This window comes from Isoptericola cucumis, from assembly GCF_014635665.1.
Lineage (GTDB): Bacteria > Actinomycetota > Actinomycetes > Actinomycetales > Cellulomonadaceae > Isoptericola > Isoptericola cucumis.
Genome location: NZ_BMDG01000006.1, coordinates 229,045 through 249,877 on the forward strand (window position 1 = coordinate 229,045; position 20,833 = coordinate 249,877).

Annotated in this window: 19 protein-coding genes; 8 read left to right on the top strand and 11 right to left on the bottom strand. The window is 74.7% G+C overall.

Going from position 1 to position 20,833, the window contains the following annotated elements; all coding sequences use genetic code 11:
- Positions 1 to 21: 21 nt before the first annotated feature.
- Genes IEW03_RS10815 through IEW03_RS10830 form a run of 4 tightly spaced genes read right to left on the bottom strand, consistent with a single transcriptional unit; the run spans position 22 to position 3,693 of the window.
- Positions 22 to 678: a Maf family protein gene (locus IEW03_RS10815; RefSeq protein WP_188523687.1), complete on the bottom strand. Its 657-nt coding sequence runs from the start codon at positions 676 to 678 to the stop codon at positions 22 to 24.
- 57 nt (positions 679 to 735) lie between these two features.
- The gene (locus IEW03_RS10820) at positions 736 to 1,656 is read right to left on the bottom strand and encodes an AEC family transporter (RefSeq protein ID WP_188523688.1); all 921 of its coding nucleotides are present in this window, start codon (positions 1,654 to 1,656) and stop codon (positions 736 to 738) included.
- Positions 1,657 to 1,690: 34 nt separating this feature from the next.
- Positions 1,691 to 3,433 (bottom strand): DUF885 domain-containing protein, encoded by a 1,743-nt coding sequence (locus tag IEW03_RS10825; RefSeq protein ID WP_188523689.1) that lies wholly within the window; start codon positions 3,431 to 3,433, stop codon positions 1,691 to 1,693.
- Between the two features lie 38 nt (positions 3,434 to 3,471).
- Positions 3,472 to 3,693 (bottom strand): DUF6458 family protein, encoded by a 222-nt coding sequence (locus IEW03_RS10830; RefSeq protein ID WP_188523690.1) that lies wholly within the window; start codon positions 3,691 to 3,693, stop codon positions 3,472 to 3,474.
- A gap of 131 nt (positions 3,694 to 3,824) precedes the next feature.
- Between IEW03_RS10830 and IEW03_RS10835 the strand changes: the two genes are divergently transcribed.
- Both IEW03_RS10835 and IEW03_RS10840 read left to right on the top strand, forming a co-directional pair.
- A complete protein-coding gene (locus IEW03_RS10835; protein WP_229737920.1) occupies positions 3,825 to 5,027 on the top strand; it encodes a glycerate kinase in 1,203 nt (400 codons plus the stop codon).
- 79 nt (positions 5,028 to 5,106) lie between these two features.
- Positions 5,107 to 6,468: a GntP family permease gene (locus IEW03_RS10840; protein WP_188523691.1), complete on the top strand. Its 1,362-nt coding sequence runs from the start codon at positions 5,107 to 5,109 to the stop codon at positions 6,466 to 6,468.
- An 84-nt stretch (positions 6,469 to 6,552) separates the two neighbouring features.
- Here IEW03_RS10840 and IEW03_RS10845 read toward each other — a convergent pair whose 3' ends face one another.
- The 4 genes from IEW03_RS10845 to IEW03_RS10860 are packed head-to-tail and all read right to left on the bottom strand — an operon-like array spanning position 6,553 to position 9,659.
- The gene (locus tag IEW03_RS10845) at positions 6,553 to 7,161 is read right to left on the bottom strand and encodes a hypothetical protein (protein WP_188523692.1); all 609 of its coding nucleotides are present in this window, start codon (positions 7,159 to 7,161) and stop codon (positions 6,553 to 6,555) included.
- Positions 7,158 to 7,397 (bottom strand): acyl-CoA carboxylase epsilon subunit, encoded by a 240-nt coding sequence (locus IEW03_RS10850; RefSeq protein ID WP_188523693.1) that lies wholly within the window; start codon positions 7,395 to 7,397, stop codon positions 7,158 to 7,160. Before IEW03_RS10850 ends, IEW03_RS10845 begins: the two co-directional genes overlap by 4 nt.
- A complete protein-coding gene (locus IEW03_RS10855; protein ID WP_188523694.1) occupies positions 7,394 to 7,996 on the bottom strand; it encodes a hypothetical protein in 603 nt (200 codons plus the stop codon). The genes IEW03_RS10850 and IEW03_RS10855 overlap by 4 nt, the downstream gene beginning before the upstream one ends.
- Before the next feature lie 43 nt (positions 7,997 to 8,039).
- The gene (locus IEW03_RS10860) at positions 8,040 to 9,659 is read right to left on the bottom strand and encodes an acyl-CoA carboxylase subunit beta (protein WP_188523695.1); all 1,620 of its coding nucleotides are present in this window, start codon (positions 9,657 to 9,659) and stop codon (positions 8,040 to 8,042) included.
- Between the two features lie 124 nt (positions 9,660 to 9,783).
- Here IEW03_RS10860 and IEW03_RS10865 point away from each other — a divergent pair, with 124 nt between their 5' ends.
- Together IEW03_RS10865 and IEW03_RS10870 are read left to right on the top strand one after the other, a co-directional pair.
- Positions 9,784 to 10,653, top strand: a complete 870-nt coding sequence (locus IEW03_RS10865; protein WP_188523696.1) for a biotin--[acetyl-CoA-carboxylase] ligase — start codon at positions 9,784 to 9,786, stop codon at positions 10,651 to 10,653.
- Between the two features lie 69 nt (positions 10,654 to 10,722).
- On the top strand, positions 10,723 to 11,820 hold the full coding sequence (locus tag IEW03_RS10870; protein ID WP_188523697.1) for an adenylate/guanylate cyclase domain-containing protein: 1,098 nt from the start codon (positions 10,723 to 10,725) through the stop codon (positions 11,818 to 11,820).
- Between the two features lie 63 nt (positions 11,821 to 11,883).
- Here IEW03_RS10870 and IEW03_RS10875 read toward each other — a convergent pair whose 3' ends face one another.
- The gene (locus IEW03_RS10875) at positions 11,884 to 12,696 is read right to left on the bottom strand and encodes an SOS response-associated peptidase (RefSeq protein WP_188523698.1); all 813 of its coding nucleotides are present in this window, start codon (positions 12,694 to 12,696) and stop codon (positions 11,884 to 11,886) included.
- Between the two features lie 117 nt (positions 12,697 to 12,813).
- Between IEW03_RS10875 and IEW03_RS10880 the strand changes: the two genes are divergently transcribed.
- From IEW03_RS10880 to IEW03_RS10890, 3 genes are all read left to right on the top strand, one after another.
- Positions 12,814 to 14,052: a multidrug effflux MFS transporter gene (locus IEW03_RS10880; RefSeq protein WP_188523699.1), complete on the top strand. Its 1,239-nt coding sequence runs from the start codon at positions 12,814 to 12,816 to the stop codon at positions 14,050 to 14,052.
- A gap of 115 nt (positions 14,053 to 14,167) precedes the next feature.
- A complete protein-coding gene (locus tag IEW03_RS10885; protein WP_188523700.1) occupies positions 14,168 to 16,444 on the top strand; it encodes an esterase-like activity of phytase family protein in 2,277 nt (758 codons plus the stop codon).
- Between the two features lie 102 nt (positions 16,445 to 16,546).
- Complete coding sequence (locus IEW03_RS10890; RefSeq protein ID WP_188523701.1) at positions 16,547 to 17,848, top strand: LCP family protein; 1,302 nt, start codon at positions 16,547 to 16,549, stop codon at positions 17,846 to 17,848.
- Positions 17,849 to 17,860: 12 nt separating this feature from the next.
- On the opposite strand, the gene IEW03_RS10895 is transcribed toward IEW03_RS10890, so the two are convergent.
- A complete protein-coding gene (locus IEW03_RS10895) occupies positions 17,861 to 18,823 on the bottom strand; it encodes a LysR family transcriptional regulator ArgP (RefSeq protein ID WP_188523702.1) in 963 nt (320 codons plus the stop codon).
- A gap of 84 nt (positions 18,824 to 18,907) precedes the next feature.
- Here IEW03_RS10895 and IEW03_RS10900 point away from each other — a divergent pair, with 84 nt between their 5' ends.
- Positions 18,908 to 19,531 (top strand): LysE/ArgO family amino acid transporter, encoded by a 624-nt coding sequence (locus tag IEW03_RS10900; RefSeq protein WP_188523703.1) that lies wholly within the window; start codon positions 18,908 to 18,910, stop codon positions 19,529 to 19,531.
- A 65-nt stretch (positions 19,532 to 19,596) separates the two neighbouring features.
- On the opposite strand, the gene IEW03_RS10905 is transcribed toward IEW03_RS10900, so the two are convergent.
- Positions 19,597 to 20,817, bottom strand: a complete 1,221-nt coding sequence (locus IEW03_RS10905; protein ID WP_188523704.1) for a pyridoxal phosphate-dependent aminotransferase — start codon at positions 20,815 to 20,817, stop codon at positions 19,597 to 19,599.
- Positions 20,818 to 20,833: the final 16 nt, after the last annotated feature.

Here is a 20,833-nt window from a genome sequence, read left to right on the forward strand (position 1 = left end):
TCGTTGGTGGTTTCGACAGGCTCAGCCGGCGTCGCGCAGGGTCCGCCACGGGATGTCGAGCTCGGCGAGCAGCGACCGCAGCAGCGGCAGGCTCAGGCCGACGACGCCGTGGTGGTCGCCCTCGACCCGCTCCACGTAGGGCCCGCCGAGGCCGTCGATGGTGAACGCCCCCGCGACGTGCATCGGCTCGCCGGTGGCGACGTACGCGTCGATCTCGGCGTCGTCGACGTCCGCGAAGTGCACGGTGGTGGACGACGTCGCACCGAGCGTCGCGCCCGTGCCGCCGTCGTCGGCGTCGCGCGCGTCCACGAGCCAGTGCCCGGTGTGCAGCACGGCGGACCGGCCCCGCATGGCCCGCCAACGGGCCCGTGCGTCGTCCGCGTCCGCCGGCTTGCCGACGACCTCGCCGTCGAGCTCCAGCATCGAGTCGCCGCCCAGCACGAGCGCGTCCGAGACCTCGCGTGCCACCGCCTCTGCCTTCGCCTGTGCGAGCACCAGGACGGCGTCGGCCGGCTCCAGGGCGCCGAAGCGTTCCCGGGCGGCGGCCAGGACCGCCGGCTCGTCGACGTCGGACACCACCACCCGCGGCGTGACGCCGGCGGCGGCCAGGGTGGCGAGGCGGGCGGGGGACTTCGAGGCGAGGACCAGCGGGACCGGCGAGACATGGGAGTGCGGCACGCACGCACGCTACCGCGGCGGGCGTGCGACGGGCACCGGTCCGTGGGCCGGCGCCGGTCAGTGGAGCAGCAGCGTCGCGACGACGAGCACCGCGGGGGAGGCGAGCGTCGTGACGAGGATGACGTCGCGGGCGAGCACCTCTCCGGTACGGAAGCGCGCCGCGTAGTTGTACACGTTCTGCGCCGTGGGGAGGGCGGCGAGGGTCACCGCCGTGACCACGCCGGCGTCGTCCAGGCCGACGGCGTACCGGGCCAGCACGAACGCCAGGACCGGCATCATGACCGCCTTGAGCGCCGCCGCGACCAGCACGGTGCCGCGTCCCGACCCGGCGGCGAGCGGCCGCGAGCCGTGCAGCGACATCCCGAACGCGAGCAGGATCATCGGGATCGCCGCGCCGCCGAGGATCTCCAGCGGCGCCATCACCACGTCGGGCGGCGTCCAGCCCGCCACGGACACCACCGCGCCGGCGAGCGACCCCAGGATGATCGGGTTGCGCACCGGCTGCGCCAGCACGAAGCGCACCGAGACCCGCCCGGTCGTCAGGGCGTCCAGCACCAGCAGCGTCACCGGGGCGAGCACCAGCAGCTGCAGCAGGATCACCGGCACCACCGCGGACGCGTCGTCGAGCACGTACACCGCCACGGGCAGGCCGATGTTGTTGGCGTTGACGTAGCCGGCCCCCACGGCCCCGATGGTGGCCTCGGCGGCCGGGCGGCGGAGCCACACGGCGTTCACGACGACGAAGAGCGCCGCCGTCCCGACGGCCGCCGCGGCCTGCACCAGCAGCGGCGCCTGGAACAGCGCCCCGACGTCCGCGCGCGCGACGACCGTGAACAGCAGCGCGGGGCTCGCGACGAAGAACCCGATCCGGTTGAGCGTGGTCCGCGCGTCGGGGCCGCCGAGACGTAGCCGCGCCGCCAACCAGCCCACGGCGACGACCACGCCGATGATGGCGAAGCCGGTGAGGATCCCGCTCATCGGTTGCGCCTCGCCGCCCGCCCGGCGGCCGCCGTCAGGACAGCGCCCCGCGCAGCACGTCCAGGCCCACCGAACCCAGCCCGAGGGCCCGGGCGTGGAAGGCCTTGAGGTCGAGCTCCTCGCCACGGGCGGTCGCCGCGGCCCGGGCCTCGTCCCGCGCCTGCTCCCACAGCCGCTGGCCCACCTTGTACGACGGCGCCTGCCCGGGCCAGCCGAGGTAGCGGTTGAGCTCGAAGCGCACGAACGACGCGGGCATGTTGACGTTCGCCGAGAGGAACGGCAGCGCCTTCTCGGCGTCCCAGATACCGCCGCCCCACTGCTCGGGCGCCCGCTTGCCCAGGTGCACGCCGATGTCGAGCACGACGCGGGCGGCGCGCATCCGCTGCGCGTCGAGCATGCCGAACCGGTCGCCCGGGTCGTCGAGGTGCCCCAGGTCGGCCATCAGCCGCTCGGCGTACAGCGCCCAGCCCTCGCCGTGGCCCGACACCCAGCACATCAGCCGGCGCCAGGAGTTGAGGGTGTCGCGGGCGACGACGGTGGCGGCGCACTGCAGGTGGTGGCCCGGCACGCCCTCGTGGTAGACCGTCGTCTTCTCGCGCCAGGTGTTGAAGGTCGTGACGTCGGCGGGCACGGACCACCACATGCGGCCCGGGCGGGAGAAGTCGTCGCTCGGCGGGGTGTAGTAGATGCCGCCGGTCTGGGTGGGGGCGATGCGGCACTCGATCGTGCGCACCGGGCCCGCGATGTCGAAGTGCGTGCCGGACAGGTCGGCGATCGCGGCCTCCGCGGTCTCCTGCATCCAGCGGCGCAGCTCGTCGGTGCCGTGCAGCGTCCGCGCGGGGTCGGTGTCGAGGGCGGCGACGGCGTCGGCGACGCTGGCCCCCGGCCCGGCGATCTGCGCCGCGACGGCCTCCTGCTCGGCGACGATGCGGGCGAGCTCGTCCAGGCCCCACTCGTAGGTCTCGTCGAGGTCGACCTGGGCCCCGAGGAACTCCCGGGAGAACAGGGCGTACCGGTCGCGCCCGACCGCGTCCCGCTCGGGGGCGCGCGGCGCCAGGTCGCGCTCGAGGAAGTCGGCGAGCCGCGCGTACGCGGACGCCGCGGCGTCGGCGCCGCGCTCCAGCTCGGCGCGCACCAGGCTGCAGGCGGACGACTCGTCGAGCACCGCGGCCGCGTCGTCGCTGCGCACGAGGCTGCGGAAGAACGACGTGTGGCCGTCCAGCCCCGCCAGCTCGCGGGACTGCGCGACCCCCTCGCGCACCTGCCGGATCGCGGCGACCTGGCCGCGCCGCGCCGCCTCCGTGAGCGACGCGACGTAGCCCTCCACCGCCTCCGGGATCGCCGTGAGCCGCGACGCCACGTTCTCCCACGCCTCGACCGAGCCGGTCGGCATGAGGTCGAAGACGTCGCGCAGCTGCTGCACCGGCGACTCGATGTTGTTGAGGCTGGCGAGCGGCTCGCCCGCCTCGTGCAGCTCCAGCGCGAGGCCGAGGCGCTCCCGCATCGCGGCCAGGGTGACGCGGTCGACGTCGTCGACCGGGCCGCCCCCGTCGCGCTCGATCGAGTCCAGCTCGCGCAGCACGTCCCGGTCGGCGGCGGCGCGCTCCTCGTGCCCGGCGGGGGAGAGGTCGGTCAGGAGATGGTCGTGCCCGGGCACGCCGATCGCGGTCGCCGTCATCGGGTCGAGCGCGGCGCTGCGTGCGACGTACGCGTCCGCGGCGGCGTCGATCGCGGTGGCGGTGCGGGAGATCGTCGGGGCTCCGGTGTCCTGGGTCACACGCGCAGCCTAGACCCAGGTTCGGGCGACACCGCCGGTCAGACGGGCGGTGGCGTCCGGTCGTCGTAACGCTCGACACGGTGGCTGGTGTGCGCTCGCTGGCGGTTTTGCACCAGCCCGAGGATCAGCGCGAGGACGCCGGCGCCGATGCAGATGTAGCCGACGATGTTGAGGTTGACGACCTCCCACGTGTCCGGTGCGATCGCGAACGCGAGGACGGCGCCGACGACGACGAGGAAGATGCCGAGTCCGATACCCACGGTCGTGCCTCCTGTCCCGGGCGACGGGGGTCGCCCGTCCCCACGATCATCGCGAGGGCATAAGGGCCTCGCACGCCGGACCTTCCGAGACACGCGCACACAGGTCGCGCCGGGCCGGTAGCCTCGCCGCCGTGCACGACGACGTGATCCACGACCAGGCCATCGACGCCACCGACCCGACGTCGCCGCTGCGGGTGGTGGTCGCCCCGGACTCGTTCAAGGGCAGCGCCACCGCGACGCAGGTCGCGACGGCGCTCGCCGCGGGCGCCCGCGCCGCGCTCGGCGACGGGGCCGACGTCCGCGCGATCCCGTTCGCCGACGGCGGGGAGGGCACGCTCGACGCGGTCCTGGACGCGTGGGGCGTCGTGGCCGGCACGTGCCCGACCACGGACGCCCTGGGCCGGCCCGTCACCGCGCGCTACGGCGTCTCGCCGGACGGGCGCACCGTCCTGGTCGAGGCCGCCGAGGCGTACGGGCTGCCCCTCGTCGCGGACGGCCTGCGGCCGCTGGAGGCCACCAGCCACGGCGTCGGCACGCTGGCGCTCGCCGCGCTGGCCGCCGCGCCGAAGGCGGAGGAGGTCGTGCTCTTCGTCGGGGGCTCCGCCACCACCGACGGCGGCGCCGGCCTCCTCGACGCGCTCGGCGTGCGGTTCCTCGACGCCGACGGCACGCCCGTCGGGCCCGGCGGCGGTGGCCTGCGCGACCTGGCGCGCGTCGACGCCGCCGGGATCGACGCCCGGGCGCGCCACGTGCGCTGGCGCATCGCGTGCGACGTCGACAACCCGCTGCTCGGCCGGCGCGGCGCCGCGGCCGTCTTCGGGCCGCAGAAAGGCGCGACGCCCGACGACGTCACGGCGCTCGAGGCGGGGCTGACCCGGCTCGCCGACGCGCTGGCCGCCGCGACCGGCCGCGACGTGCGCGACCTGCCCGGCGCGGGCGCCTCGGGCGGGCTGCCGGCCGGACTGTCCGCCGTCCTCGACGCGGAGCTGGTGCCCGGCGGCACGCTCGTGGCCGAGGCCGTGGGCCTGGACGCGGCGCTCGCGGACGCCGACCTCGTCCTCACCGGCGAGGGCCGGCTCGACGAGCAGTCGCTGCACGGGAAGGTCGTCGACACGGTCGTCCGGCTCGCGCGGCCCGGTGCGACGGTCGTGGTGGTCGCCGGGGGAGTGGAGCTCACCCCGGGGCAGGTCGCGGACGCCGGGATCGCCGCCGCGTTCTCCATCGCCCCCGGCCCGCGGACGCTCCCGGAGCTGAGCCGCGACGCCGTCGTGGAGCTCGAGCGCACCGCCGCGCACGTGTGCCGCCTGTTCGCGGCGGGCCGCGACCCCGCCTGACCGGGACCGACCTCGAGAACGACCTCGAGACCCGACCCCGAGAACGACCAGAGACCGTCCTGGGCAAAGGAGCCTGTGCATGTTCGAGATCGTCGTCCTGCTCGTCCTCGTCGCCGCCATCGTGCTGGTCACGTCGCGCTGGCGGATCAGCCCGTTCCTCGCGCTGCTGGGAGCGGCGCTGATCGGCGCGTTCGCCTTCGGCCTGCCGACCTCCGAGATCGTCACGACGATCTCCGACGCCTTCGGCGGCACGCTCGGCAACATCGGCCTGGTCATCCTCTTCGGCACCATCATCGGCGTCGTCCTGGAGCGGTCCGGAGCGGCGATCGTCATGGCCGAGGCGATCATCAAGGTCGTCGGCGAACGGTTCCCGACGCTGACGATGTCGCTGATCGGGTACGTGGTGTCGATCCCGGTGTTCTGCGACTCCGGGTACGTCATCCTCAACTCGCTGCGCAAGGCCGTGTCGCTGCGCACCGGCGCGTCCCTCGTCGCCACCGCGATCGCGCTCATGACGGGGCTGTACGCCACGCACACGCTGGTGCCCCCGACGCCGGGTCCGTTGGCGGCGGCGTCGAACCTCGGCATCGAGGACTCGGTGGGCGTGATCATCGCGTACGGCCTCCCGGTCGCGCTCGTCTCGGCGCTCGTGGCGCTCCTGTTCGCCAACGCGTTCCTGCGCCGGGACGTCCCGCTCGAGCCGGCCGGCGAGGACGACGTCGACGAGGCCACCGACTACGCCGCCCTGCGGGCGTCCTACGGACGCCTCCCGGGGACGTTCGCGGCGTTCGGGCCGATCCTGCTTCCCCTCGTGCTCATCTGTGTCGGCTCGGTCGCGAACCTGCCGAGCGCGCCCCTCGGGGAAGGCACGGTGCTCACCGTGCTGGACTTCGCGGGCACGCCGGTGATCGCGCTCGCCGTGGGCATGCTCGCGTCCGTCGGCCTCCTGCGAGGGCGTGGGGGACGGACGGCGTTCAACGAGCTCGTCGAGAGCGCCATCCGGGTCGCGGCGCCGATCCTGCTGGTCACGGCTGCCGGGGCCGGGTTCGGCGCGGTCCTCGCGGCGTCGTCCCTGACGGACTTCCTCAGCGAGAACCTCGCCACCCTCGGTCTCGGCATCGCGGTCCCGTTCCTGCTCGCCGCCGCGCTCAAGACGGCGCAGGGCTCGTCGACCGTCGCGATGGTGACGTCGTCCGCGCTCGTCGCGCCGCTGCTGGGCTCGCTCGGCCTCGGGACGACCCAGGGCACGGTGCTGGCCGTGCTGGCGATCGGGGCCGGCGCGATGGTGGTCTCGCACGCCAACGACTCGTACTTCTGGGTGGTGTCCCGCATGAGCCGCATCCCGGTGGGGACGGCCTACCGCACCCTCACCGTGGCCACGGGCATCCAGGGCCTCGCTGCCTTCGGCGCCGTCGCCGCGCTGAGTGCCGTCGTGCTGTGAGTGCCGTCGTCCTGTGACCGCTACCTGATGTGACCGTCACGTGCTGTGACCGTCGACCGACGACGCGGCGGCGTCGGGCCGGGGTCAGCGTCCCTGGGCCCGGCGCCGCACGGCGTCGGCCCAGTCGCGGTGGTACCGCACCACGACGGTCTCGGTGCCGGGCGCCCACCACACGGCGACGGGGTCGCCGTCGCGCGGGGGCAGCGCCGCGGTGCCCTCGGCACCTTCGTCGGTATCGTCGGCCGCGTCGTCGGGGCGCCCCTTGAGCATGTGCGACCACGTCTGCTCCGCCGTGCCGTCGTCGGTCGGGTAGGAGACCAGGCCGCTGAGCAGCCGGCCGCCGGACATGGTGCGCTCGCGCACGAGCACCGTGCCCGTGACCGACCGCGCGCCCGAGGCGAACGCCTTCGCCGCGCGGGTCTCGGCCGCGGTCCGCTGGTCGTCCCGGTAGCGCACGAGGGAGGTCACGGCCGTGACCATCAGCGCCGCGAGCATCCCGAGGAAGAGCCACATCTCCACCTCGCCGGACGGGTCGGTGATGGTCCGCCGCACGACGTACAGGCCGACCGCCACGACGAGGGCCGGCGCCCACAGCCACCGCCGCAGCCACCCCGGCCGGTCGGCGGCGGGCAGCTCGTCGAGCGGGGCCTCGACGGCGTCGACGTCCGGGACCTGCTGCCACAGGACGCTCACGAGTGCAGGCTCCAGCGCCACGCGTCGGCGTGGTGGCGGCCCCACCGGCCGCCGAAGGTCTTCGCGGTCACGCCCGCGCCGTTGCCGCGGACCGTGCGCGCGCGGTTGGTCCACTCGTCGACGGGCGCCTCGTCGTCGGGAAGCCCGCTGGCGGACGCGACCGCCGCCAGCCCCGCCACCAGGGCGGCGACCTCCACGTCGTCGGGCTCGCCGCGCAGCACGCGCACCTGGTTCATCGGTCCTCCTGCGGGCCGGCCCCGGGGGCGCCGCCGCCGGTGTCGGTGTCGTCGGTGTCGTCGGTGTCGAGGTCGTCGTCCGGGTCGTCGCCGAACTCCACGGCCGCGCCCCGCGACGTCGCCCACTCCGCGACCTCGTAACCGCCGTCGAACAGGCGCTGCGCCACGTCGCCGCCCGCCTCGTCGAGCAGCTCGATCACGCCGTCGAGCGTCATGCTCGCGCCCGGGGCGGGGTCGGCCACGACGAAGCCGAGGTAGAAGACCTCCGCCGCCACGGCGCCCTCCGGGGCGACGTGCGCGTGCTCCGGCTCCGGGCCGTCCTGCGCCTCCCACACCGAGCTGGTGAGGTCGGGGTGCATGCCCAGCGAGTCGTGCAGGGAGTCGAAGACGGCGGCGTTGAGCTGCCCGACCCGGTTCTCCAGCGCGAGGACCCGCGGGTCCTCGTCTGCCTCCGCGGCACCGAACTCGGCGCGCACGCCGACCGCCGTCTGGACGTACTGGTGCAGGGCCTCGGCCAGCGTGTCGACGGCGCGGTGCAGCGGCTCCGGGTCGACCGACCCGAGCGGGGCCGGTCCGTGGGTGGCGTCCTCGTGGCTCATCGGTTCATTCTCCCTTGCCCCGGCCGGGCTCGACCACCACCGGTCACAGCGGGATGTTGCCGTGCTTCTTCGGCGGCAGGCTCGCGCGCTTGCTGCGCAGCGCCCGCAGCGCGCGCACCACCTGCACGCGCGTCTCCGACGGCCGGATGACGGCGTCGACGTACCCGCGCTCGGCGGCGTCCCACGGGTTGACGATCGCCTCGGTGTACTCGTCGGTGAGGCGCTGGCGCTCGGCCTCGACGTCACCGCCGGACTCCGCGACCTCCTTGAGCGCCGAGCGCTGCAGGATGTTCACCGCGCCGGACGCGCCCATCACCGCGACCTGCGCCGTCGGCCACGCGAGGTTCACGTCGGCGCCGAGCTGCTTGGAGCCCATGACGATGTACGCGCCGCCGTACGCCTTGCGGGTGATGACGGTGACCAGCGGCACCGTCGCCTCGGCGTAGGCGTAGATGAGCTTGGCGCCGCGGCGGATGATGCCCTGGTGCTCCTGGCCCACGCCGGGCAGGAAGCCGGGCACGTCGACGAAGGTCAGCACGGGGATGTTGAAGGCGTCGCAGGTGCGCACGAACCGGGCCGCCTTCTCGGCGGCGTCGATGTCGAGCGTGCCGGCCATGGACAGCGGCTGGTTCGCGACGATGCCGACCGACTGCCCCTCGACGTGGCCGAAGCCGACCAGCACGTTCTGCGCGAACAGGGGCTGCACCTCGAGGAACGACTCCGGGTCGAGGACGGTCTCCACGACGGCCCGCATGTCGTACGGCTGGTTGTCGCTGTCGGGGACGATGACGTCGAGCGCCTCGTCGTCGTCGGTGACCTCGAGCGGGAGCTCGTCCTCGGGCGGGAACGAGGGCGCGTCGCCGAGGTTGTTCTGCGGCAGGTAGCCGATCAGGTGGCGCACGTAGTCGATCGCGTCGTCCTCGTCCGCGCCCAGGTAGTGGGCGACGCCGGACGTGCTGTTGTGCGTGCGCCCGCCGCCGAGCGTCTCGAAGTCGACGTCCTCCCCGGTGACCGTGCGGATCACGTCCGGGCCGGTGATGAACATGTTCGAGGTGCCGTCGGCCATGACGATGAAGTCCGTCAGGGCGGGGGAGTACACCGCGCCGCCCGCGCTGGGGCCGAGGATGAGGGAGATCTGCGGGATGACGCCCGACGCGGCGACGTTGCGGCGGAACATCTCCGCGAACTGCGTGAGCGCCGCGACGCCCTCCTGGATGCGGGCGCCGCCGCCGTCGGAGATGCCGACGATCGGCACGCCCGTGCGCAGCGCGAGGTCCTGCACCTTGGCGATCTTCTCGCCGTGCACCTCGCCGAGCGACCCGCCGAACACGGTGAAGTCCTGGCTGAACACGCACACCTGGCGGCCGTCGACCGTGCCGTACCCGACCACGACGCCGTCGCCCGCGACCCGGCGCTTGTCCAGGCCGAAGTTGCGGCTGCGGTGCTTGGCGAGCGCGTCGAGCTCGACGAAGCTGCCCTCGTCGCACAGCGCCTCGATCCGCTCGCGCGCCGTCTTCTTCCCGCGGGGGTGCTGCCGGGCCTTGGCCTTCTCCTCGGCGTCGGTGAGGGCCTCCGCGCGGCGGCGCTCCAGGTCGGCGAGCTTGGCGGCGGTGCCCGTGCGGATGGTCGGCTCGGCGGCGTCGGCCGTGGTCGCGTCGTTCACCCGACCGACCCTAGATGGCCGATGCCTACGGATCGATGGGCGACAGGCCGCCGCGGTGCGGCGATCTCTTGGAGGTTCCCCACAATCGGCCCGTGATCGGTGCCCGCTGCGGCAGGATCGGGGCATGCCGCGTCCACCGCTCGACGCCGCCGCCCTGCGCGCGGCGCTGCTCGCCCCCGCCGGCCCGCTGCGCCGGCTCGACGTCGTCGACGCCTCGCCGTCCACGAACACCGCGCTGGTGGCGGCCGCGCGCCGGGACCCGGGGGCGTGGCCGGCCCCCGCCGTCCTGGTCGCCGAGCACCAGGCCGCCGGCCGCGGGCGCGCGGGCCGGGCGTGGGAGACGCCGCCGCGCGCCGCCCTCACGGTGTCGACCCTGCTGCGCCCGCGCCTGCCGGCCGCCGTGCTGGGCTGGGTGCCGCTGGCCGCCGGGGTCGCCGTCGCGCGCGCCCTCGACGACGCCGGCGTCGACGCCCGGCTCAAGTGGCCCAACGACGTGCTCCTGCCCGCGGCCGACACCGCCCCCGGCCTCGGCGCGTACCGCAAGGTCGCCGGCATCCTCGCGGAGGTGGTGCCGGGTCAGGACGCGCCGGCGGTCGTCGTCGGGGTCGGGCTGAACGTCTCGCAGGAGGCCGGCGAGCTTCCCGTGCCCACCGCGACGTCGCTGGCGCTCGCGGGCGCGGCGTCGGGAGCGGTGCCGTCCGCGACCGACCGCACCGCGCTGCTGGCTGCGATGGTGCGCGAGCTGGTCGGCGCCGTCGGGCGGCTGGAGCGCTCGGGCGGCGACGCGCGGGCGGCCGGGCTGGCCGACGAGTACGCCGCCCGGTCCGCGACGCTCGGGGCGGTCGTGCGTGCCGAGCTGGCCGGAGGCGCCGAGGTCGTCGAGGGCGAGGCCGTGCGGATCGCCGACGACGGGGCGCTGGTGCTCGCCACCCCCGCCGGCGAGCGAGTCGTCGGCGCGGGGGACGTGCACCACCTGCGTGTCCCGCCGGCGTGAGGGGGAGGGCGAGGAGCGCATGGCCGCGGGCTCAGCGGGCGCCCAGGTGACGCGCACTACAGTTGTCGCGTGACGAGCGACACCACCACCGGCAACCCCACCGACGACGACGTCCCGGCAGGCGGGGAGGGGCCGGCGGGGTCCGCCGCGGGCGAGCGACGGTCGACGGACACGGCCGCGCGCCTCGACCGGGAGATCCTCGGCGGCCCGCGGCGCTACACCCTGCCCGACCTGGTGGAGGGCACCGGGCTGTCGCGGGAGTTCATCGAGAACTACTGGCGCTGGCTCGGCCTGCCCGTCACCCACCCCACGGACGCCTGGTTCACCGACGCGGACATGCGGGCGCTGCGCGAGATCGGCGAGCTGGTCGACGCCGAGGGGCTCGACGAGCAGGCGCAGATGACCTTCATCCGCTCCCTCGGGCACACCACGGACCGGCTCGCGCTGTGGCACGTGGAGGCCCTGGTCGAGCTGATCCAGCGCCGCCGCGGGCTCGACGACGTGAGCGCGCGCCTCACGGCGCTGGACCGGGTGCCCGAGCTCGCGGACAAGATGGCGCGGCAGCTCGAGCACGCGTGGCGGCTGCAGCTGGCCGCGCTCACGGGCCGGCTCGCGACGGAGTTCGGCGGCGCGCACGGCGCCGCAGCCGCGGGTGGGGTGGACGAGCTTCCGCTGCGGCGCGCGGTGGGCTTCGCCGACATCGTGTCGTTCACCAAGCGCACGGCAGGGCTCGGCTCCCAGGAGCTGGCCGAGTTCGTGCAGCTCTTCGAGTCGCGGGCCCGCGACGTCATCACGGAGGCGGGCGGGCGCGTGGTCAAGACCATCGGCGACGCGGTGCTGTTCGTGGCCGACGACGTGACCACCGGGGCGGAGGTCGCGCTCGGCCTGGCCGCGCCGCACGCCGCGGACGACCAGATCCCCGTGCGGGTCGGCCTCGTGTGGGGCCGCGTGCTGTCGCGGTTCGGCGACGTCTTCGGGCCGGACGTCAACCTCGCCTCGCGCATCACCGAGCTGGCGGAGCCGACGTCGGTGCTGGTGGACCCGCCGACCGCCAAGCTGCTGTCGTCGTCGGCCCGCTATGCGCTGACGGCGCAGGAGCCGCAGGAGGTCCAGGGCATCGGCGAGATCACGCCCGTGCGGCTGCAGCGGGCATACACCGGCTCCTGAGCGCGTCGAGATGGTGGGGCCGGCCTGCAACCGCACGACCGCCGGGGTTCGGGCGAGGCGCGGTCAGCCCTCGCCGGCGGCCGCCGCGTCGGGGTCGCGCGGGTCGGGGTCGAGGTCGAGGAGCGACGGCCGGTTGTTCTGCACCGACCCGACGGCGTCGCCCACCGGGCGGGTGGCCATGCCCACCTGCGGGCCGCCGACGATCGCCATCGCCTCGTCGGCGCCGACGGCGGGGTCGAGCCAGGCGTCCCAGGCGTGCGCCGGGAGGATCACCGGCATGCGGTCGTGGATGCGCTCGAGGTCGTCGGAGGCCGCGGTGGTGATCACGGTGGCCGAGACGAGCCAGCGGTCGGGGTCGTCGTCCGCCCTGGACCGGTCGCGCCAGAACTCGTAGAGGCCCGCCAGCGCCGCCACCCCGCCGCCCGCCGGGTGGATCCAGTACGGCTGCTTGGGCACCTTGGCCCTCGACCGCCCCTTCGCCTCGCCCGTCGCCGCGTCTCCCGGCGGCAGGTCGAGCTTGCGCCACTCGTAGTAGCCGTCCGCCGGCAGCAGGCAGCGCCGGACGGCGAGCGGCTTGGCGAACGCCGACTTGTCCAGCAGCGTCTCGGAGCGGGCGTTGATCATCCGCGCGCCCACGCCCGGGTCCTTCGCCCACGACGGGACGAGGCCCCAGCGGGCGACCTGCAGGGAGCGGGTGATCTCCCCGGTGTTCTTCCCGTCGATCCGGCGGGGCCGCTCCACGACGATGCGCACCGGGTCGGTCGGGGCGACGTTCCACGACGGGGGCAGCAGCCGCGCGTCGTCGGCGACGTCGGCGATCGCCAGGTCGTCGACGAGGTCCTGGGCGTCGCGGAAGGACGCGTAGCGGCCGCACATGCCCCCATCGTCGCGCACCCCACCGACAGACCCGCGGCCACGGCCGGTGAGGGGCGTCACGGATCCGGCGGCGATTTTCCCCTGCCGTCGTCGTATCGTTTCGATAGCATGGGGGTCATGCCCGACCATCCCGCCCCGACACCCGTGCGCGCCCGGTCGCCGTACCGCTGGGTGCTCATGCTCGGGGCGCTGGCCGCGCTGCCGGCCTTCACCGTCGACATGTACCTGCCGTCGCTGCCCGAGGTCGCGGCCGACCTCGGCTCGTCGGCGTCGTTCGCCCAGCTGTCCGTCTCGGTGATGCTCATCGGCGGCGCGATGGGACAGCTCGTCATCGGGCCGCTCTCCGACCGCTTCGGCCGCCGCGCCCCCTTGCTGTGGGGCCTGGGCCTGCACATCCTCACCTCGCTGCTGTGCGCGTTCGCGCCGAACATGACCGTCCTCGTGGGGCTGAGGCTGCTCCAGGGCTTCTTCAACGCGGCCTGCGGCGTGGCGGCGATGGCGGTCGTGCGCGACCGCTTCGTCGGTGCCGAGGCCGCGCGCATCCTGTCGCGCCTCATGCTCGTCATCGGCGTCGCGCCGATGCTGGCGCCGACGTTCGGGTCGGCGGTCGCCGCCGCCGCGGGCTGGCGCTGGGTCTTCGCCGTCCTCGCGCTGGCCGGCGTCGTGATGGCGGTCGTCGTGTGGCAGCTCATGCCCGAGACGCTGCCTGCCGAGCGGCGCCAGACCGGCGGCGGCCTGGGCCACGTGTTCGCCGGGTACCGGGTGCTGCTGCGCGACCGGCGCTTCATGGCGCTCGCCGTCATCCCCGGCCTCGGCCAGGCCGTGCTCATGAGCTACGTCGTCGGGTCGCCCTTCGTGTTCCAGGAGGGCTACGGGCTGACCCACGCGCAGTTCTCCCTGCTGTTCGCGCTCAACGGGCTCGGGCTGGTGCTGTCGGCGCAGGTCAACGCCGCGCTGGTGCGGCGGGTGGCACCCATCCGGATCCTGCGCGCGGCCATGGCGATCCAGGGCGTGTTCGCCGTCGGGCTCCTGGTCGTGGCGCTCACGGAGGCCGGCGGGCTGATCGGGCTGCTCGCGGTGCTGTGGGTCGTGCTGGCGTTCCAGGGCCTCATCCCGGCGAACGCGTCGGCCATCGCGCTCTCCCGGCACGGCGAGCGCGCCGGGACCGCCGCCGCCGTCATCGGCGCCGTGCAGTCGGGCGTCGCCGGCGCGGTCTCGCCGCTCGTCGGCGTCCTCGGCGGCGGCACCGTCGCGATGGCGTCGGTGATGCTCGGCGCCCTGTGCTGCAGCCTCCTGGTGCTCGCGCTCGCCACCCCCGCCTACCGGCGCGGCGGCTGGGTCGAGCTGGCCCACTGACCGCGCCCCACCGGGGCCGGCCCGCCGCTCGGGCCGCGCGGGCGTTCATCCGCCCGACGCCGCGACGTCACGTCCTGTTGTTGCGAACGTCGCCGGGTCCCGGTGGGATCGGCGCATGGGATCCTCACGGCTCGTCAGCATCGTCGCGGCCGGAACCGCCGCGGCCCTCCTGGTCACCACCGCAGGCACCGCCGTCGCCGGCGGTCACGGGCACGACGACCCACGCGGGGGCGGACGCCACGCCACGCACCTGGAGCCGACGCTCCAGGGCCGGGCGACGCTGTCGGCGGACTTCCTCGCCGACGGGCCGCCGTCGGGCGCCGACGCGAGCGCCGCCAACGGACGCCAAGGGCCGTGGGACGGCCAGGTGGTCCCGGGGTTCTCCGCCATGATCGACAACGGCGACGGCACGTTCTGGGCGCAGCCGGACAACGGCTTCGGCAGCAAGGACAACTCGGCCGACTTCCTGCTGCGCAGCTACCTGGTCGAGCCGGACTGGGACCTGGGTGGCACGGGCGGGAAGGGCACGGGTGGCACGGGCGAGATCGAGGTCCTCGACCACATCTCCTACGACGACGCGAACGGCGTCCTCGACTTCCCGATCGTGAACGACGGCACCGACGACCGCCTGCTCACGGGCGCCGACCTGGACATCGAGTCCGTGGTCCGGGCGAAGGACGGGACGCTGTGGGTCGGCGACGAGTTCGGCCCGTTCCTGCTGCACTTCGACGCGGACGGCACCCTGCTGGAGAAGCCGTTCCCGCTGCCGGGTGGGCTGAGGTCGCCGCAGAACCCGTACCTCGCCGACGGCGAGGAACCGACGGTGCGCGCGAGCCGTGGCCTCGAGGCGATGGCGGGCACGAAGGGCGGCCGATACCTCTACCCCGTCCTCGAGGGCGCGCTGCCCGGCGACGACGACCAGCGCCGCCGGGAGATCCTCGAGTTCGACACGCGGCGCGGCGAGTACACGGGCCGCACGTGGGACTACCAGGCCGACCAGGAGGCCAACGTGATCGGCGACGCCTTCGCGGTCGGTCGGGACTCCTTCTGGGTCGTCGAGCGTGACGACCACGAGGGCCCGGCCTCGGTCACCAAGCGCGTCTACGAGTTCGACCTGAGCCTCACGGACCGTGACGGCTTCGTGCGCAAGGAGCTCGTGCTCGACGCGCTGCGCGTCGACAACCCGCGCGGCATCGACGCGGGGGAGGGCTACGGGCTCGGCGACACGTACGCGCTCCCGGTGCAGTCGTTCGAGACGGTGCTGCGCCTGCGCGACGGCCGCATCCTGATCGGCAACGACAACAACTACCCGGGCAACGCGGCCCGCAACCCGGGGACACCGGACGACACCGAGATGGTCGTCGTCGACCTGGAGAAGAGGCGCACCGCGGACGACGGCGTCACCGTCGTGGGGCACCGTGGCGCGTCGGGCCACCGGCCGGAGCACACGCTGGCCGCCTACGAGCAGGCGATCGTGCAGTGCGCGGACTACATCGAGCCCGACGTCGTGCCGACCAAGGACGGGGTGCTCGTCGCCCGGCACGAGAACGAGATCGGCGGCACGACCGACGTCGCCGACCACCCCGAGTTCGCCGACCGCCGGACGACCAAGACGATCGACGGCCGGGACGTGACCGGCTGGTTCACCGAGGACTTCACGCTCGCCGAGCTGCGCACCCTGCGCGCGGTCGAGCGGCTGCCCGAGGTTCGGCCCGGCAACACCGCGTTCGACGGCCTCTACCAGGTCCCGACCCTCGACGAGGTGCTCGACCTCGCGCGGCACTCCGAGACCTGCGACGGCGAACCCGTCGGGGTCGCCCCCGAGACCAAGCACCCCACGTACTTCGACTCGATCGGCCTCCCGCTCACCGGACCCCTCGTCGAGCAGCTCGACGCGAACGGCCTCGACTCGCCGCGCGACCCCGTCGTGGTGCAGTCGTTCGAGACCACGAACCTGCGCGAGCTCGACCGGAGGACCGGCGTGCGCCTCGCGCTCAACGTCTCGGCCAGCGGCGCGCCGTACGACCTGGTCGCGGCCGGCGACCCGCGCACGTACGCCGACCTCGTCACGCCGCGCGGTCTGCGCGACGTCGCCCGGTACGCCGACATCGCGAGCCTGGAGAAGAACGTCGTGATCCCACGCACCGAGGCGGACGAGCTGGGGGAGCCCACCTCCGTGGTCCGCGACGCGCACCGCGCCGGGCTGGACGTGTACGCCTGGACGTTCCGGGCCGAGAACCAGTTCCTGCCGGCCGAGCTCCGGTCGTCGGACGACCCGGCGGCCCACGGGGACCTGGCCGGCGAGCTCGACGCGTTCCTCGACACGGGGATCGACGGCGTGTTCTCGGACCACCCGGACCTCGCCGTCGCCGCGATCGACGCGCGAGGCTGACCCCCCGGCCGCGCCCGCAGGGACCGGTCCCGGCAGGCGCGGCCGGCGGGTGAACCGGGCGCCCCACGCGCGAACGCGCTGCTCAGCGCCTAGGCTCGCCGTGTGCAGCGGACCCTGCCCCGCCATACGACGAGTCTCGTCTCGCACGGTGCGCTCCGGATCGTCGCGCTGGTCGCCACCGGGATCGTCGTGCTCGTCGGCGTGGGCGCGATCGCGACGTTCCTCGACCTGCGCTCGCAGATCGGGGTGTCCGACGTGGACGCGCTGCTCGGCGCCGACGGCGACCGCCCGCCCGAGGTCGGGGCCGAGCAGGACCCGAGCGACCCGTTCGCCGGCAAGGCGCTGAACATCCTGGTCATGGGCACGGACTTCCGCGACGAGGCGAACGCCGAGATCGCCGGCGCGGGCGACGAGTTCCACTCCGACACGACGATGCTCGTGCACGTCTCGGGCGACCGCAGCCGCATCGAGGCGGTGTCGATCCCGCGCGACTCGCTCGTGGACGTCCCGTCGTGCCCCCTGCCCGGCGGGGGCGAGACGTCCCCGCAGTCGGGCGCCATGTTCAACACGTCCTTCACCATCGGCGGCGGGCCCGACAAGGACGTCACGGGTGCCGCTGCCTGCACCATCCGCACGGTCGAGTCCCTCACCGACGTGCGGGTCACCGACCACGTCGTCGTCGAGATGACCGGGGTGATCGGCGTCGTCGACGCCATCGGCGGTGTGCGGATGTGCCTGCCGGAGGCGGTCCGGGGCGAGCGGGTGGACCTCGACCTGCCGAAGGGCGAGCAGCGGCTCGACGGGTACACCGCGATCAACTTCCTGCGCGCCCGCAAGGGCGAGGGCATGGGGCTCGAGGTCGGCAGCGACCTCAAGCGGATCGAGCGCCAGCAGGCTTTCTTCGACGCGACGATGCGCGAGATCCTCTCCCAGAACGTCATCACCGACTCGCCGCGGCTGTACCGCATGGTGCGCGAGATCCTCGGCGCCATCTCGACCAGCCCCGACCTCGCGAGCCCCACGGCGCTCGCCGGCCTCGCCTGGAGCATCCGGGACATCGACCCCGCGCAGATCGTGTTCACGTCGGTGCCCGTCGCCGCGGCGCCGAGCGACCCCAACCGCGTCGTGTGGACGTCGGAGGCCGACGCGATCTGGGAGCGGATCAGGGCCGACGAGCCGCCCCCGGGCACGGAGCCGGCCAAGGGCGACGGCTCCCCGAAGACGTCCGGCGCCACCGCGGTCGACGACGACGTCGTCTCGCCGGGCGCGGTCGAACCCGGGGACGACGGCGGGGTCGACGGTGCCGACGGCGGCACCCGCGGCGGCAAGGAGGGCGAGGAGCCGCCGAAGGAGAAGCCGGACCCGTCGCCGAGCGCGACGCTGCTGCCCGGCGTCTGCGCCTGACGACCCGGCTGCTCAGGGCCGGCCCAGGGACCGCCGTGCCTCCGCCAGTAGCGCCTCGGTGACGTGGTCGAGCGTGGTCGAGCGCAGCTTCCACTGCTGCAGGTACATCGGCACGTCGAGGGTCGCGTCGTCGAGCGGGACGATCTCCTGCGCGCGCTCGTCCACCAGGGGGAACGACGCCCCGGGGCCCGGCAGCGGACCCCACATGCCCCAGCCGAGCCCGAGCCGGATCGCCTCCAGGAAGTCGGACGTGCTCGGCACGTGGTGCCGCGGCGGCGCGGGCACGGGCTCGCCGGCGGCCGCCGCGCGCTCGCGCAGCCAGGTGTCCTGCAGCCCGTCCGACCGGTCGAAGACGACCATCGGGGCCCGGCCGAGGACCGCCGTCGTCGGGCCGTCGGGGAACCACCGCTCGGCGAACGCGCGGCTCGCTGCCGCGCGGTAGCGCATCACACCGAGCGGGCGCGAGACGCAGCCCTGCACGGGGGCGCGCTGGGACGTGACGGCGACCATGACGACGCCCGCCGGAAGCAGGTCGACGGTGCGGTCCTGGTCGGCCACGTGCAGGTCCACGCACACGCCGTCGAGCCGGCCGAGCGCCGGCATCAGCCAGGTGGCGAGCGAGTCCGCGTTGACCGCGAGCGGGACTGTCACCGGGGCGGCGTCGGTACCTGCTGCGGTTCCGTCTGTGGTTCCGGGCGTGGTGCCCGGCCCGCCTGCCTCGCCGCCCAGCTCCCGGCTCGCCTCCGCGTCGAGCAGCTCGACCTGGCGGGCGAGCCGCAGCAGGGTCCGGCCCGGCTCGGTCGGGCCGACCGGCCGGGTGCGCCGCACCAGGACCGTCCCGGCCGCGCCCTCCAGCGCGCGCACCCGCTGGCTCAGGGCGGAGGGCGTCACGTGCAGGGCGCGGGCCGCGGCCTCGAACGAGCCCTCGGTGACCACGGCGGCGAGCGCCTCGAGCTGGCGGGAGTCCCATCGCATCAGACGAGCATAGATGAAGTGATGCTTCATCAACTGAAGAAGATGTAGATGGACTTCACACGACGCCCGACCTAGCGTCGGGACGTGCTCACCTTCCTCACCGGCCTCGGCTTCGGCCTGTCCCTCATCGTCGCCATCGGCGCCCAGAACGCGTTCGTGCTGCGCCAGGGCGTCCGACGCGAGCACCTGGGGGCGGTCGTCGCGGTGTGCGTGGTGTCCGACCTGCTGCTGTACGCCGCGGGGACGGCGGGCCTCGGCGCCCTCGTCGTGAGCCACCCGGCCGTGGTCGAGGTCGCGCGGTGGGCGGGCGCCGCCGTCGTGCTCGGGTACGGCGCGCTGGCCGCACGGCGGGCGTGGCGCGGGGACGAGGCGGGCCTGGAGGCGGCGGCCTCCGGGGCGGTGCCCGACGCCGGGCGGCGGCTGCGGCCCGTGCTGCTGACCGCCCTCGCCCTCACGTGGCTCAACCCGCACGTCTATCTGGACACGATCGTCCTGCAGGGCTCGCTCGCCGCCTCGCACGGCGACCTGCGCTGGGTGTTCACCGCCGGGGCGGCGGTCTCGAGCGTGCTGTGGTTCCTCGGGCTCGGCTACGGGGCCCGCCTCCTGGCCCCGGTGCTCGCGCGGCCGGGGGCGTGGCGCGTCGTCGACGGCGTCGTCGCCGGGATCATGCTCGTCGTCGCGGTGAGCCTGGTGCTGCCCACCTGGTAGTGCCTGCCGTGCTCCGGTCGTGCCCGCAGGGCACTACTGCGGGACGGGCGGCACTACCGCGCGGCCTACGACGTGAGGCGCGCGAGCCGGCCGACGGCGTCCGCCAGCACGTCCTGGCGCTTGACGAACGTGAACCGCACGCGCGAGCGCATCGACTCCGCCGCGGTGGAGCCCGCGCGGCAGAACGCCGAGACGGGCACGCCGACGACGCCGGCGAGGTCGGGCAGCCGCCGGCACAGCTCGTGCCCGTCGTCGAAGCCGAGCGGGGCCCCGTCGGCGATGACGAAGTACGTGCCCTGCGGTCGCACGACGTCGAAGCCGGCGGCCTCCAGCCCGTCGCACAGCAGGTCGCGGCGCGACGCGAGGGAGGCGGCCAGGGCGCGGGGGGTCTCCTCGTCCGCCAGGGCGCCGGCGATCGCCGGCTGGAACGGCGCGCCCGAGCTGTAGGAGAGGAACTGCTTGACCGTGCGCACGGCCGTGATCAGCGGCGCCGGACCGTGCACCCAGCCGACCTTCCAGCCGGTGAGGCTGAACGTCTTGCCGCTGGAGGACACGGTGAGCGTCCGGCCTGCCATGCCGGGCAGCGTCGCGAGGGGCACGTGCACGGCGTCGTCGTAGACCAGGTGCTCGTAGACCTCGTCGGTGAGCACGACCGCGTCCGCCTCGCGCGCGACGGCGGCGACCTGCTCCAGCTCGGCGCGGGTCAGCACCGTCCCGGTGGGGTTGTGCGGGGTGTTGACGACGATCATCCGGGTGCGCGGCGAGACGGCGGCGCGCAGGGCGGCCGCGTCGAGCCGCAGGCCCTCGGCGGTGAGGGGCACCGGGACGTGCGTCGCGCCGGCCATGGCGATCGCCGCGGCGTGCGAGTCGTAGAACGGCTCGAGCGTCACGACCTCGTCCCCCGGACCGGCGAGGGCGAGGATCGACGCCGTGAGGGCCTCGGTCGCGCCGGTCGTCACGAGCACCTCGGTGTCCGGGTCGACGTCGAGGCCGTAGCGGCGGCGCTGATGGTCCGCGACGGCGCGGCGCAGCTCGGGGACGCCGTCGCCCGGCGCGTACTGGTTGCGACCGGCGTCGATGGCGGCCTTCGCCGCCTCCTTGATGGCGCCGGGGCCGTCGACGTCGGGGAATCCCTGGCCGAGGTTGATCGCCCCCGTGCGGTTCGCGAGCACCGTCATCTCGGCGAAGATCGTCTGCGCGACGGCGCCGTCGTCGGAGAGCAGGCCGGTGGCGCGCGCGACGTCGAGCCAGCGGCCGGTCGGGGGAGAGGTGGGCGAGGTCGGCATGGTCGTCGACCCTAGC

What these genes read in the sequence shown, in the direction of transcription:
- IEW03_RS10820 (WP_188523688.1), bottom strand. Translation starts at nt 1,656, where the DNA reads ATGAGCGGGATCCTCACCGGCTTCGCCATCATCGGCGTGGTCGTCGCC.
- IEW03_RS10840 (WP_188523691.1), top strand. Translation starts at nt 5,107, where the DNA reads ATGTTCGAGATCGTCGTCCTGCTCGTCCTCGTCGCCGCCATCGTGCTG.
- IEW03_RS10850 (WP_188523693.1), bottom strand. Translation starts at nt 7,397, where the DNA reads ATGAACCAGGTGCGCGTGCTGCGCGGCGAGCCCGACGACGTGGAGGTC.
- IEW03_RS10855 (WP_188523694.1), bottom strand. Translation starts at nt 7,996, where the DNA reads ATGAGCCACGAGGACGCCACCCACGGACCGGCCCCGCTCGGGTCGGTC.
- IEW03_RS10865 (WP_188523696.1), top strand. Translation starts at nt 9,784, where the DNA reads ATGCCGCGTCCACCGCTCGACGCCGCCGCCCTGCGCGCGGCGCTGCTC.
- IEW03_RS10875 (WP_188523698.1), bottom strand. Translation starts at nt 12,696, where the DNA reads ATGTGCGGCCGCTACGCGTCCTTCCGCGACGCCCAGGACCTCGTCGAC.
- IEW03_RS10880 (WP_188523699.1), top strand. Translation starts at nt 12,814, where the DNA reads ATGCCCGACCATCCCGCCCCGACACCCGTGCGCGCCCGGTCGCCGTAC.
- IEW03_RS10885 (WP_188523700.1), top strand. Translation starts at nt 14,168, where the DNA reads ATGGGATCCTCACGGCTCGTCAGCATCGTCGCGGCCGGAACCGCCGCG.
- IEW03_RS10895 (WP_188523702.1), bottom strand. Translation starts at nt 18,823, where the DNA reads ATGCGATGGGACTCCCGCCAGCTCGAGGCGCTCGCCGCCGTGGTCACC.
- IEW03_RS10905 (WP_188523704.1), bottom strand. Translation starts at nt 20,817, where the DNA reads ATGCCGACCTCGCCCACCTCTCCCCCGACCGGCCGCTGGCTCGACGTC.